Annotated in this window: 14 protein-coding genes; all 14 read right to left on the bottom strand. The window is 47.7% G+C overall.

Going from position 1 to position 12,977, the window contains the following annotated elements:
• Positions 1-26: 26 nt before the first annotated feature.
• On the bottom strand, positions 27-716 hold the full coding sequence (gene cpaB, locus NYE69_RS12705; RefSeq protein ID WP_340926463.1) for a Flp pilus assembly protein CpaB: 690 nt from the start codon (positions 714-716) through the stop codon (positions 27-29).
• 11 nt (positions 717-727) lie between these two features.
• Positions 728-1,147: a hypothetical protein gene (locus tag NYE69_RS12700; protein ID WP_036624641.1), complete on the bottom strand. Its 420-nt coding sequence runs from the start codon at positions 1,145-1,147 to the stop codon at positions 728-730.
• Between the two features lie 4 nt (positions 1,148-1,151).
• Positions 1,152-1,577: a DUF4320 family protein gene (locus NYE69_RS12695; RefSeq protein ID WP_340926462.1), complete on the bottom strand. Its 426-nt coding sequence runs from the start codon at positions 1,575-1,577 to the stop codon at positions 1,152-1,154.
• Positions 1,578-1,588: 11 nt separating this feature from the next.
• Positions 1,589-1,822, bottom strand: a complete 234-nt coding sequence (locus NYE69_RS12690) for a hypothetical protein (RefSeq protein ID WP_036624647.1) — start codon at positions 1,820-1,822, stop codon at positions 1,589-1,591.
• Positions 1,823-1,846: 24 nt separating this feature from the next.
• Positions 1,847-2,731 (bottom strand): type II secretion system F family protein, encoded by an 885-nt coding sequence (locus NYE69_RS12685; protein WP_340926459.1) that lies wholly within the window; start codon positions 2,729-2,731, stop codon positions 1,847-1,849.
• A 34-nt stretch (positions 2,732-2,765) separates the two neighbouring features.
• Entirely contained in the window at positions 2,766-3,647 is an 882-nt protein-coding gene (locus NYE69_RS12680) for a type II secretion system F family protein (protein WP_340926458.1), read from the bottom strand.
• Positions 3,644-5,725, bottom strand: coding sequence for a CpaF family protein (locus NYE69_RS12675; RefSeq protein WP_340926456.1), 2,082 nt, complete (start codon positions 5,723-5,725; stop codon positions 3,644-3,646). The genes NYE69_RS12680 and NYE69_RS12675 overlap by 4 nt, the downstream gene beginning before the upstream one ends.
• A gap of 322 nt (positions 5,726-6,047) precedes the next feature.
• Positions 6,048-6,335: a hypothetical protein gene (locus tag NYE69_RS12670; protein WP_340926455.1), complete on the bottom strand. Its 288-nt coding sequence runs from the start codon at positions 6,333-6,335 to the stop codon at positions 6,048-6,050.
• A gap of 56 nt (positions 6,336-6,391) precedes the next feature.
• Entirely contained in the window at positions 6,392-6,787 is a 396-nt protein-coding gene (locus NYE69_RS12665) for a hypothetical protein (RefSeq protein ID WP_340926454.1), read from the bottom strand.
• The gene (locus tag NYE69_RS12660; protein WP_340926453.1) at positions 6,784-7,194 is read right to left on the bottom strand and encodes a hypothetical protein; all 411 of its coding nucleotides are present in this window, start codon (positions 7,192-7,194) and stop codon (positions 6,784-6,786) included. The genes NYE69_RS12665 and NYE69_RS12660 overlap by 4 nt, the downstream gene beginning before the upstream one ends.
• A 294-nt stretch (positions 7,195-7,488) precedes the next feature.
• Entirely contained in the window at positions 7,489-9,720 is a 2,232-nt protein-coding gene (locus NYE69_RS12655; RefSeq protein WP_340926452.1) for an FtsK/SpoIIIE domain-containing protein, read from the bottom strand.
• 8 nt (positions 9,721-9,728) lie between these two features.
• Entirely contained in the window at positions 9,729-9,989 is a 261-nt protein-coding gene (locus NYE69_RS12650; RefSeq protein ID WP_340926451.1) for a hypothetical protein, read from the bottom strand.
• Positions 9,990-9,994: 5 nt separating this feature from the next.
• Positions 9,995-11,119, bottom strand: coding sequence for a M23 family metallopeptidase (locus NYE69_RS12645; protein WP_340926450.1), 1,125 nt, complete (start codon positions 11,117-11,119; stop codon positions 9,995-9,997).
• Between the two features lie 11 nt (positions 11,120-11,130).
• Positions 11,131-12,957, bottom strand: coding sequence for a VirB4 family type IV secretion system protein (locus NYE69_RS12640; protein WP_340926449.1), 1,827 nt, complete (start codon positions 12,955-12,957; stop codon positions 11,131-11,133).
• Positions 12,958-12,977: the final 20 nt, after the last annotated feature.

Below are 12,977 nucleotides of genomic sequence, written 5' to 3'. Positions count from 1 at the left end.
TTTAACCAAATTAAAAAACCTCCCTATCATTTGATAGGAGGCTGCGTGCCCGACGGCAATAAATAGACCTTACCTTTTTCCTGATATTCCGTCAGCTTTTTCCCTTGCTCTTCCGTTACCTCTAGTACGACAACAGCCGGAATTAAGCTATTCCCGGCGCTAGGATCCGGAATCGTCCCTTCCGAATTCAAGCAACCAACAACACGCAGTCCCTTCAATTCATTATCAATGATGGTCTTGGTTTGGCCGGTTGCTTCATCCCGAATAAAAGCGTTCACGTTAACCAGGACGCCCGGCTTCACTTCCCCACCCGCAGACATGGCTAAGTCCGTCCTTATCCCGATATGGAGCATACCGTCTTTCAGTCCAACCGCAGAACCTAAAGCTGAATCCGCAGTGGTTGTAATGTATTCCTTTCGAATCGCCATCCCTTGCAGAAATCCATACTGGGAAGCAAAGGCATCACCGAAATTAATTTCGTCCGCTTCCTGGATCGCTCCGGCCGGCACCGCGCTCACGACCACATCTCTATACTCCAGCTTGTCCTTTGTAATCTCTTCGTACGGCGCAATGTCACCCTTGGCAACAATAATCTTCTTGGTGTGAACCTGCTCAGAAATCATATTGTTATTGATACTGAATGCAGCCAAGGCAAGAAGCACGCCTACCAGGATGATCAACCCGCTGCGCGTGTACTTATTCCAATACTTCTTCATCCAGAAGCCTCCTATTTATAAATACTCTCGTATGCAACCTTTCGGTTTACCGTAACCGGATATTCAATATCCGGAAATGAAAACGAAACTTTTGTATGGAACTCCACCTGAACCCACGGAACCCCGTTATCGTCATAGTCCAGTTTTAGGTCGAAGCTGCTGTCTTTCATGATGGCATTCTCCAGATTCGTACTCAGTCCCAGGTACCGAATAAATTCCGATTTTGTAGCTGCCTTAAGTGCCTCCGGCTCCAATTGCACAACCCCTTGCTGAGCATCCGTAACTATGCCGGAACGCACAATACCAGCATCTATGGAATGCTCAATTCCCCGACCCACAGCGTCGTAAACCCCGTCGATCACGTACCAATCAGTTAATAATGCAATCCCTAAAACACCGAAGAGAATGACGCCCATTACCTTTACCCACATGACATCACCCTCCCTCTCGAATGTATTTGTGAGCCAGCCCAGACACATGAACGCGAATGGTTGTCGTATAATGAACACCTAACGCTTTTAAGGCAAATACATCGTATTCCCGGGTAGCCGTCACCTCAACCAAGTCTCCGCGCTGAACTAATTTAGGAGTGGCCTGAAAAGTAACCTTGGCTGGGTCAAGTCCCATATTCGTTAACAATTCGTTAAACCGTTGTCTTGTTTTGGAATCTGCTCCATTTTCGATTTTCATGACCTGCAGCATTTCATTAGCTGCTGTCCGGATATTGGCACGCAGAATAGAATACTCTATTACCGTAACCGCAATCAGGGCCAGAATCATGAAGATAAGAACAGCAAAGGGGATGCCAAAAAGAGCATCCCCTCGTTCACTGTGGTTAAACTTGCGAAGGTTATGGATCATGTCATCACCGCTTAATTAAGACCATTCATCTTTCCAAAGATTTTTTCGGTTATGAATGTAGGAAGTTGATCTTTAAACAAATTAAAGACGATAATCAGCAACAGTAACGCGAAAAAGATTCCCATCGCCCAGCCCATCGCATCGCCAGCACCTCGTTGATCCCGGTTAAACTTTTGCAGTTTCGTATAGACCTTTGTACACCCTTTGGAAAAAGATTGTTTCAACATTTTTTTTATAGCTTTCATTTGGCAGCTTCCTTTCGTTTTAAATTAAAGTGAATTCAGACCACTAAACATTTTGATCATGGTCAAAAAGAAAAAGATCAGCACATGGCCGATCATGATAAAATAAAACCAATTCATTTTCGTCGGTGAACCTTTGGTAAGTTCGTCTAAGGACAGCTTTCGAAGCTCACGAAGATCATTCTTGATGCCGTTCAGATCCGCCTCCGCTTCGCGGAACCCTTTCTCCATGATAATGTTGACCACCGAGACAAAGTCGTACATCACGGGAAGGTCAACCTGCTTCGCAAAATTTTGCAACGCATCACGCATGGACATGATATTTGTATCTGCTACCAGCTTCCGTAGCATTCCGGCTAAGAGTGGCCCGCAGCGTTCACTCACTTCTGTGAATATTAATGTCAGCGGTTTTCCGACCTCCAAAGCCGTTATCATTTTGTTAATTAAGTTTGGCAAGTCGCGAATCAACAGATTTTTACGCTGTTTAAAATCGCGAGTAATTCCGTTAAGGGACACCCAGAAAAACAAGACAACGGAAACAGGAGCCATTACAAAAAAAATCGGCTGGTCTAGTGCATTTGCCAGAGCAAGGATCATCACACACGGAAGTATTGATTGTACTATTGATTTGGCCATAAAGAGCTCGTAGCTTTCCTTGCGATCCAATTTGAGGTACATGCTTCGCAGCTTTTTACCAAAAATAGTATCTAGCCATGGGCGCTTGGACATGCTGATGGCAAAAGAACGGATCAACGGATTCTGTCTCATCAATGTCAGCTCTGAGTCCGACTTTTGCAATAAAGAAGCAACGTTGGCAAGCTTCTTTTGCCGTCCAAACCCAGGTAAGATGAGCATAAGCAATGGAACCACAATGAGCACTACGGCTGCCCCGAGTAGTATCGATGTTACCATTTCCCACCTCCTTCCCCCGGTTTACTGGGTTCAATTACAACTCGTCTAAATTCAATCGCAAGTAAGCATCTTTTTTCCAAAGACCTATCAAAGTGACAATAGCCATACTTACAATCAGAATTTTTCCGATCCAAGTGTCCAACGTGATGGTCTGCCCCAACTCTTGGGCCATTTGACTTTCCATGTAGCGAAACAGATACGGGAGGGCGAAACAACCACCGAAGACCCCGTAAACCTCCAACCTTTTCCGTTGATTTTTAATGTCCATCTCTTGCAGTAGTTGCATGTCTTCATAGATATCGTCAATCGTTTCACGTATCCCCTCAATCACCCGGGCATGAAAACCGTCACGGGAGCCCATCAGGATTTTTTCACAGAAGTCGTCAAATTGCTTGAATCGGATTTCCGACTTCATACGCTCCAGGACTGTAAGCAAGTCCACTCCCAGACGCAAAGACTGATACGCCTTTTCAAATAAAGGAGCGGTTACTCCATTCATAACCGGAATCGACATTTCCAGTGCTTTTTGCACCGACTTACAGTCGCGAAGTTTGGAAGTGAATAGTCGACAATTGCCTGGCAGATTAAGTAGAACCTCCTTGCGACGGCGATACCTGATTTGGGACAAAATGATCTTCGGAACGATAAAACCCAGACCAACTCCAAACGCTACAAATAAAGTGTTTTTGGTTAGATAGGCTATGACCACGCCGACTCCCACTGAAATGGTTATTAACAAAGCAAAATGTTTGGCTTTAAGCTGAATCCCCAGCGCCTGCGCATCCGCCTGAGTTTGGTCAAACCCAAAGGTGAAGCGCAAGCGGCGAACCCGTGCATTGACCACTGGAGGAAGCCAAAACGATAGCCCCCAAGCGATGACAAAACCTGAAAGCAGGTAGAGCAGCAGTATGGTCATACCACGTTCAACTCCTTGCGACCCTTACACCAACGGACGATTTCTTGTTCCGTTGGCTCTTTCAGGTAGATTTTCTCAAGAAGAGATTCCGACTTGATGAGTCCGACCTGTTCGTGTTGTTTCGTATGATAATTGTATTTAAATATCGGATTAAGAATTGGCTCTTCAGTGCCCTTATACCCAAGCACCTCGCTGATCTCCGTGACCGTACGCCGACCGTCCGGCAATTTCTTTTGAAACAAAATGATGTCGATACTGCTGGCCACCTGACTCGCAGCAGCCATCGTATTTCCGTTAAGCTGCAAAAAGCGGGTAGCAGCTTCCTTGGCGCTATTGGCATGAATCGTCGTCCAAACGGTATGGCCGGTATTCATGCCGATGAGACTTTGCTTGGCGGCTGCCTCGTCCCGAATTTCCCCGATACACATCACGGTCGGCTTAAGCCGGAGACAAGCTTTGATCAACTTATCGATCCCATAGCTCTTCTTTTCGTCTTCGACTTCTTTAACAAGCAGCGACGGCAGGTTCGGATAATGTTTGTATTGTTCTTTCGACGCAAGCATCATCTCCTCCGAATCTTCAATACTAATGATTCGGGTCATCGGCTCCACACGAAGCGGCAGCCGGATGAGTTGAGCGGTCTTCCCAGAATTGGTTCCACCAGAAATGATGATGTTGGCCCCTTTTGGAACGATAAACTTAAGAAAATCAATAATATCCCGGGATAGGTTCCCATACCGGATACATTCTTCATCCGTATAAACCGCTGGTGGAAACTTCCGAATCGAAACTAGTGGGTATCTGGCGCTGATTCCTTGATACTCTTCCGTATCCGCCACGACACAAATGCGGAATCCCCGGTAATTCGCGTCGACAATCGGCTCTGTGCTGGATACAGGTTTACCGATCGGCATTAAGATTTTGTTAATCACTTCATGGTAGTGCCGGGCGCTGTTAAAGCGGATATCCTGACGATGAACGTCCCGTCCATCCTGTTCCACAATAACTTGGCCCGGTCCGTTAATCTCAATACTGCTAATCGTCGGATCATCCAGTATTTCCTGGATTACGCCGAGCTCCGTAATCTCCTTTTGTACCCACTCCACCAAATCGTTGATTTTCATGCTCTGGAAAGTGTATTCGGTTTGCTCCCGAACATAATCAGAGATGAGGTACCGAATTTTTTGCCTTGCTGTCTCATTGGTTAACGAATTAATGTAATCGTCCATATGATTTTGCTGGAGGCGATTACGTATCAAATTGGCCAGATCGTTCAACGTCTTCGAATCTGACTCAGAGAACTCCGTTGTATGGAGTCTTAATTGGGCCTGGTAGTGCAGATATTCCAGCGGCTCGATCAGCCCAACCACTTCGTTTTTTTCGGATTCGTTGTATCGCCCAATATGGACCGTTAATTCCTTCGAAGAAACTTGGCATATTTGCTTGGCAAGCTCCGGCAGCTTCGTAAGTACCTCTGCTTCATCCAGTTTCAGATGTGGGTCGGCAGAGAACAAGAACAACCGCTCTGCTTCCACTCCGAAAATCTCCTGAAGCTTTTTGTAATGCGTAAAATTCCCCACAAAATCAACCGGATCCGCGCTATATAATACAACGGCATCCGCATAACGGATTGAAAAGTGGGTGGTCGGATGAGCTAAGGTGCCTTGCGTAACAAAGAATACGAACTCGTAATTAACTAGTTGTTTTCTCAAATAAAGCGGGAATTCAATGAGAGTTTGATTAGACTTTAGTTTCCGGATCACCGGTGTTTCCGGAAGAGATCTCGGATTGATGAGCAAATAGTCCACCCCATCATACTGCATCATGTAATGATCCATGGGCTTGGGCGATTTCCGCTCATAGTCCAGCAGCAGCTGATCCATTGTCTGCTCCTTACTAAGCTGTGTAATATACTCGGCGTTCAGTGCGTAACCCAACCGTGGGATACCAAGGCAAGGGAATTCCACCACCGCTATACGTGCATTTTTCGGCATATGGTTTAGTATTTTGGTTATCCCTTGAGTTACATCTCCGCCGCCAAGATTCGCGAATGTAACGATTCTCGTAGTTTCGGCCACTCCTGTATGCTCCTTTCTGTATTTGGATTATGGGGCTATCGTTTCACCACGAAAACAGTTGCCGCGATATACCCAACCTTCAAAAGTCAATACGAGGGTTGGATAAGTCGCCTTACCATTCACGTGATCATGAGGTGCGCCCATTTGAATCAAGTTAGCACTCCAATAAGCTGGTGGGGCTATATTCAAGAAGTGCTCGACCGTCTCTTTATCGACCACGTCCCCACTTGTAAGTACTCTTCTAAAAACTCATCCAAATCGCCTATCCAGCCTGCAAATGTTTTTACTTCTATATTTATCACCCCTATCGGAAATCCGATGGTTAATCTGTTCTTAAGGCCGTCGTTTCACCACGAAAACAGTTTCCGCGATATACCCAACCTTCGGCAGTAAGCTCAAGGGTTGCGTAAGTAGCCTTGCCATTCACGTTATCATGAGGAAGGCCCATTTGAATTAAGTTATCACTCCAATAAGCTGGTGGGACTAAATTCAAGAAGATCTCAACCGTCTCTTCATCGACCACGTCCCCTACTTGTAAGTACTCTTTTAAAAACTCATCCAAATCGCCTTTCCATTCTGCTTTCCATTCTGCAAATGTTTTTACTGCCATATTTATCACCTTGTCCTATCGATTACTGCCAGCAAATAGTTTATGGACTCGTGTCTTCAATACCAGGTAAAGGTAAGGCCGCCGAGCCGCTTGATTCTGTCAAATATCCGATCAATCGTTTTCCGGTCATTGCTTTCAAGATAGGATCGGACAAGATATTCCAGCTCTATATCGCGCTTTGGAACGCAAAAAGCACAGCCGAAATTGTATACCATCTGCCCTGTTGTATATTCCTTGAAAATGCTCTCGGTCCCAGCGAGGATTCTTTCTCGCTGCTCATCGTAGTAGTTGATACTCCCGAGATAAGCACTTCCGTATTGTTCATAAAAAGCAGCGATTTGCTTCCGGTTCAAATCGTTATAGGTTTCATCTGCTTCACGCAGTTCGTAAAGACCGCCCATTCTATTTGCGTAATCCTGTTGTTCCTTGATGAGTTTTTCTAATTTCGTCATTGGGCCGCCTCCTTTCCTTGATTTTTATACACCTGCCAACGATCACTTAACTCTTGCACAGCTACGCTCTGCCCATGCCAAAATAACCGTTCCGAAAAATCACGGATAAGCCGATCCAAGCTTTCAAAGGCTTCGCTCCTTTCGGCAGGCTCACAGGTTCCTACAGACTGCGAACGGTTCAATTCAACGCACGCTTGCTGGCAAGCTTGTTCTACCGTCATTTTTTGACTAAGTAGTTTCACCTCCCTTAAAATGCCAAAATCTTGGATGTTTAGCTGTCTACGCTTGCCACCGCCACCACGATTAAACTCGTAGCCTTTTTCCTCAAGCATATACATCCATCGGCGCAGCGTGCTCTCAGCCGTATCCAGCCACTGTGCAGCCTCCTTAAACGATACCTCGTGCACTCACACTCCCTCCTTTTCCAAATCAAAAAGCCGCCCGGCATGGAGCGACTTTTTGAATGTGTATCTTTTTCTACTTGCTGCATGATATAAGCATATCAGGATAAATCCATCCGGACGTGCTTAAAAAGTATGAAAAAAGTATGATGATTTTTAGTTCTCGTTATAGTTCCCGTTACAGTTCCCGCTTTGGTTCCGGGCTTCCTCCAGATTTAAAAAGCCCGTAAAATCAAGGGGTTTCGGTTTTTTCAGCAGCATTATTCTTCGGGAACTGTAAATGGGAACTGTAAACGGGAACTATAAATCGGAAGTGTCCATTAAATCGGCATGCTGCTCTAAGAAATTGCTAATTTGACCGACATCCCAAGCAATCGTATAACCGATTTTAGAACTAGTCGGCGGATTTAGTACCCCCTCATCACAAAGCTTTGTCATGAGCTGCACCACCTTCTCGCGGCGTATACTAAAAATCGTTTGAAGTTCCCCAACCCTGGCTGTTTGGGTTTTGCAGATATGATACTTCATCCGCCGCAGCAGTTCCTCCTCTGTTTCTTTCGTTTCTGACTTTAGCCACGGTCGGAGTCCTCGGCTAAAGTCCATCTCACCGATCAGCCCCTCCTGAAACATTTGCTCCACCAAAAAGGCAGCTTTCATGTAGTCAATCCCTAAGGACACTTTTAAGTGATTGGGACTCACGCCTTGGTTTTCCTGCGCATACTTCAGAGCAGCCTGATAAATCACACCTTCCCCAGTTGCTCCTTCAGGTATCGGCATTGCTTCAGTCATAGGCGGTGGATCCGGTTCAGGTTCGGAATGAACGTTCCGCCCAATCAGTTGCTGTACTTCATTCGAATCATTCTCATCTTCTATTCGCTCTTCAGGCTCTTCTTCGGTCCATGGCTGCTGCTGCTCTGTGGAATAATCGTCTTGTTTCCAATATTCATTCATCTTCCTGATGAACTTGACCGATTCGTTATCATCCCCAGTGATCGCTGCGGATTGAAATCGCTGCTGGCTGCCGTCATTCAGCACGCATACTCCGTCACCCGCTCCTAACAAATGAGGGCCACTACCATCCATCACGGTTCGAAAATCATGTGGGCTCGGAAGCCTAAAGGCCACCCGAGAAGGCAGATTGGATTTGATGGTACCAGTAACAACCCCCACATCGGGCCGCTGGGTTCCTAAGATCAAATGAATTCCGGCAGCTCGCCCCATTTGTGTAATGCGCTGAACCGTATCTTCCACGGTGTCGCGGGCGACCAGCATCAAATCGGCATATTCATCGATAAATACAACATGATAAGGAATTTGGTCCTCATGGTTTTGATTATACTGCTCAATGTTGCGTACTCCCTCTTGGGCAAAGTGATCATAGCGCTTCTCCATCTCGACAACGACCTTTTGCAAAGTGATCGATGCTCGCTTGGGATCGGTAACCACCGGTAACAATAAATGTGGTGAGCCATGATATGCCGCAAATTCGACCCGCTTCGGATCAATCATGACGAGCCTTACCTGCTTTGGCGCTCGTTCGAGCAGAAGTGAACCAATGAGTCCGTTGATAAATACAGACTTGCCAGAGCCAGTGGCACCAGCCACGAGCAAATGCGGTAGCCGCGCCAAATCCACTAATATGGGTTCACCTACCATGGTCTTACCGAAGACAACCGGCAGGTTAGCGCTCTTCGCAAACCGATGAAGCTCATAAGCTACGTCCCTAACGTAAACAAAGGCTCGCTCCTTGTGCGGGATGACAAAGGCCGCAGAACTCGGGAAGGGGGACGAATCCACATCGAAGCCCCGACTGTGCCCTAAATGGTTGGCCAAGTCATCTTTACGCTGGACCAGTTTACTGAGTTGAACTTTCGGAGGCAAGGTGAACGATATTTTTTGCAAAGTCGGCCCTGATTCAATCGCGAGAATTTCCGGCTTTTCTTCCACGGTGAAATTCGTCATTTCCATAGCCCGTTGAATCGCCTCACCGGCCATGTCGGCGGTAACTGCAGCCGAGGGCACTGGACGCGGATTATGCGGCAGCAGTTCATAAATCTCGGGCAACCCCGCTATTCCACCCGATTCCCTTGAGGTCACTTCTGTGATTTGATTCGCTGATGGATTAACCTGTGGAACCGGGGCTGCAGGTGCCAAAGATGTGATAGGACCGGCTGAACCAATGGCATTGCCTCCAGGGAGATTTCCGGTATTAAGTGGTTCCTGCCTTTTTCTTTTTCGCGCAGATAGAAATTCATGGACAAAAACCGCCCCGGCCAATAACCACTTCCACTTTACGCCTTCTCCGTCACTACCACTACGCTTACCCCAAAGATTCTGAAATACAAAGGGGATGGCCGCGAACAGAAGCCACACCCAAAACGCATATTTCAGCACCTGCCAGGCAAGGGGCTCCAATTCGGGAGCCGCGTCAAAATAGATCAGAGCCCCGCTAATGACCATGATAGGTCCCGCGATTTTAGTCACAAATTGCGCGAAGGATTCTGATCGATCCCCATCTTGCTTTCCACTCATGGATTCCCTCACCCTCCATCGCTCATCATTTTCCGAAGTAACTCCCGGAAACCGGCGGACAGGTTCTGAGCATTTTCTTTAATCAGCGGCCACCAGTGATCGGATTCATTCACCACGAAATCATAAGCGTCTGAAAGATTGCGTAAAAGCATAAGGAGCAGGAATATTCCAATGCTCGTGGCAATCCATGAGGGAAGCTTCATCCCTGATGGCCCTTTCTTATACAGAAAAAAAAGAAGCAGCCCAATGAGAACGACCAACAGATTCATCGAAGCTACCCTCCTTTCGTTTCGAGTAGTGCTTTATATAATTTTGAGACACCAATCCACCAGCCATTATCTTCAGCGTAATACCCACGCGGATTATTTTTTGCCGACAGCCATTCAATGGGATTTCGCCCCTCCGGACGGTCCTGCGAAAGCTTCACGATGGTTTTCGCTGCAATCACAGCAGCCTCTCCCGTGGTTAACGTAGCCCCCTTGCCGGAACACCAGCAGCCGAAGACATTCCAGGGGTTTTTGACGATCTCACTAGCGTGATTATTATTTTTCGGAACAAAAGACTGCTCTTGTCCGGTGATCGCAAGCAGTAGATGCGGATCGACATTCGTCTTTTTACCCGCTGCATCGATCATCGCTAAAGTGTCCGCTGTAGCCAGGGCGGAATTTCGATTCTCCAAGAACTCTTGTACGGCAGGAATATTGAGCGCTTGGTAAGATAATTCCACAGGTACCGCCGCCCCCGGCTCCTGGATATAAGACAGGGGATCTACCGGCTTCCCGTTCACTTCTACCTGAAAATGCAGATGGGGGCCGGTGGAACGTCCTACGATACCTGCCCCGATCCGGCCGATTCGCTGGCCTTTTTTGACCGTATCCCCAACCGAAACGTCCATCTTTGAGTCTAAATGGCCGTATTTGGTAACGAGCCCGTTTCCATGATCAATATAAATGGCATAACCGTACCCGGAAGCACTGCCTGCCAGGGTAACCTGTCCATCCGCCATCGCATAAACCGGCTGGAGCTCCGTTTTTCCCGCTCCAGCCGCAATATCAATCCCTTTGTGAAACTCCATTCCGTCAAGATCGCGATAACCAAAGCTAGAAGTAATACGGCCGATCGAAGGCACGGGCCAAAAATAGGCTGAGCCGTCCGCATCCATTTGGACCGGAGTCATCCATTCATAACCATACTCGGATTCGGATACGGACTTCAAGTTGTCCTCATCCGCGAACAAAAGAAAAGGAAAAAAAAGCAGTAAAATCACAAGTGCGCCAATGAAAAGCAGGATTAAACCGACCAGAATGTAAGGAAAGGCGGCTGAGCTAACGATGACCCAAACATTACGGGCCTTCTGAACTTTTTCCACCGCGTTTGATACCGTTTGTACTGTTGACATGCCTGATTCCCCTAACTGGCCGCCTGCTTCAGCCCGCGAGTCTTATAGAGTTTGCCTTCTTCTTCCGGTACGTCCATAAAGAGCTCATCGTACTGTTTGTGGTACTCGATGATATATTTCCGGCTCCCCTCGTTCTGGCTTATCCGGTCCTGGATTTCTTCCGGAACGTCCGCCGCCTTAGCCAGAGCGCGTATCGCCGATTGTTCCATGTAAAAGAATACCCGGACACTGGTGTTTTCCCACATGCCCATGCCCTGGGCTGTGTCGAGCATGATGGCCGGCGTATTGCTGCCCAAAATCATCATGCCGTTCCATTTGCGGATGGAGGTATACCAATCAAATACCGCTCGGCGCAATTCTGCGTTCTGCAGTTGCCGCTGCCCTTCATCGACGACAACCGCACTAAAATAGGCGCCTTCAAAACGCAGCGCCTGAATGTTGGCGTTCACTACGTCAAACGCCATCGACATTTTCAGTTGGGCTTGCTTGGCTCGTTCATCCTTTTCCCCGGCTCCCTGCCCTGAGCCCACTTTATAAACCACCAGGGGTGCCCGCTGGACGGTCAAAGGCTCTTCGACACGGAATAATCCGTCATAAATACCGATGAAGTAAATCTTAATTTTACCCAACAGGCTTTGCGCGTCCGGATTTCCGGATTCCGCTGCTTTCCGGATTTCATCAAACGCCAGGTGAATGGTCGGCCGGGGTCCTGAATATGGACCATCCCAGGTCTCGTGCTGATCCTTATCAATGCCGGCTGCCGCAAGGACTCTACGGATGGCCTCGCCCGCTTCAAAAATTTCTTCCCGGGTCAAATCCTCGCCAAGCAAAGAGAAGGTACGAATGCCATTTGCAATCGCCAATGATAGCCGAGAACGGTTATATCGCATGCATTCCTCATCCAGCTCCGGAATTTCCGGCATAATGGCAAGAGGCTCAAAATAGCGGCCTTCATCTGCCGTATGGTCAATATAAACCCCTCCCACGGCCTCACAAAGATCACGCCATTCCCCATCGAGGTCAAACACAAAGACATGTACGCCTTCGTCTAAAAGCGATACTACTAGCGCCTTAAGAAAATAGCTTTTTCCCTCACCTGTTTTCCCAAAAACGGTCAGATTTTGCGCCCGCGAATCGGAGGGGTCGCAGATGTTGATAAAACAAAAGCCCCCATCCTCGGCGCGGCGGCCAAAATAAATGCCGCGAGAATCGGAAAAGGAGCCTCGGGTCATAGGGTAAGTTCTGGCGGCAACTCCGTCCGTCGTCACTCGCCCATAATGCTCTTTGACAAAGAAGCTGCTTGCCGGCGTCTCCGGATCAAAGACAGGCGAGGTTTGCCGCATCGCTTCGAGCTGCTCTTTATAAAGCGAATCCAGTCGGCCATCCATATTATCGAACCAGGTCCGCAAACTCGATTCCGCCGCGTCAAGCTGATGTTGCTTGGGGGCTGACAAGGTCAAAAAGGTGAAAACATCCAGCAGTTTACTGTTTCCATTCAACGTCGAATCCCGGAGAGCCAGAATCGTATCTCTCGCGGCAACTTCGGCCGGCCGAGCCGGGTCGGTTTCGCTTACCTCCTCCAGACTCTTATTCAGACGAAGTAGTTTGTTCTTCATCCCTGTGTTGAATTTCACTTCACTTGGCGCGTAGCGGATTGTTTTTCTTAGGGACGCCCCTTCCCGCTCGACCAGCTCATCCAATTGATCGAGATATCCCGCGAGAATCATGGGTGGATACCCTTTAATCATGAGTACACGGACCATGTGTCCCGTCTTGGTGTCTGTACCTGAAAGGGCATTTACAACCGTTTGCTTCTTGTGCTTGTCCCATCTTTTCACTAGCCGCTTCGTATAAGTGA

Source organism: Paenibacillus sp. FSL R5-0527 (assembly GCF_038008055.1).
GTDB lineage: Bacteria > Bacillota > Bacilli > Paenibacillales > Paenibacillaceae > Fontibacillus > Fontibacillus macerans.
This window is presented reverse-complemented; position numbering and strand designations above follow the sequence as displayed.

Excerpts from the sequence above, each read along its gene's own strand:
- cpaB (WP_340926463.1), bottom strand. The coding sequence starts at position 716 with ATGAAGAAGTATTGGAATAAGTACACGCGCAGCGGGTTGATCATCCTG.
- NYE69_RS12700 (WP_036624641.1), bottom strand. The coding sequence starts at position 1,147 with ATGTGGGTAAAGGTAATGGGCGTCATTCTCTTCGGTGTTTTAGGGATT.
- NYE69_RS12695 (WP_340926462.1), bottom strand. The coding sequence starts at position 1,577 with ATGATCCATAACCTTCGCAAGTTTAACCACAGTGAACGAGGGGATGCT.
- NYE69_RS12690 (WP_036624647.1), bottom strand. The coding sequence starts at position 1,822 with ATGAAAGCTATAAAAAAAATGTTGAAACAATCTTTTTCCAAAGGGTGT.
- NYE69_RS12685 (WP_340926459.1), bottom strand. The coding sequence starts at position 2,731 with ATGGTAACATCGATACTACTCGGGGCAGCCGTAGTGCTCATTGTGGTT.
- NYE69_RS12680 (WP_340926458.1), bottom strand. The coding sequence starts at position 3,647 with ATGACCATACTGCTGCTCTACCTGCTTTCAGGTTTTGTCATCGCTTGG.
- NYE69_RS12670 (WP_340926455.1), bottom strand. The coding sequence starts at position 6,335 with ATGGCAGTAAAAACATTTGCAGAATGGAAAGCAGAATGGAAAGGCGAT.
- NYE69_RS12665 (WP_340926454.1), bottom strand. The coding sequence starts at position 6,787 with ATGACGAAATTAGAAAAACTCATCAAGGAACAACAGGATTACGCAAAT.
- NYE69_RS12655 (WP_340926452.1), bottom strand. The coding sequence starts at position 9,720 with ATGAGTGGAAAGCAAGATGGGGATCGATCAGAATCCTTCGCGCAATTT.
- NYE69_RS12650 (WP_340926451.1), bottom strand. The coding sequence starts at position 9,989 with ATGAATCTGTTGGTCGTTCTCATTGGGCTGCTTCTTTTTTTTCTGTAT.
- NYE69_RS12645 (WP_340926450.1), bottom strand. The coding sequence starts at position 11,119 with ATGTCAACAGTACAAACGGTATCAAACGCGGTGGAAAAAGTTCAGAAG.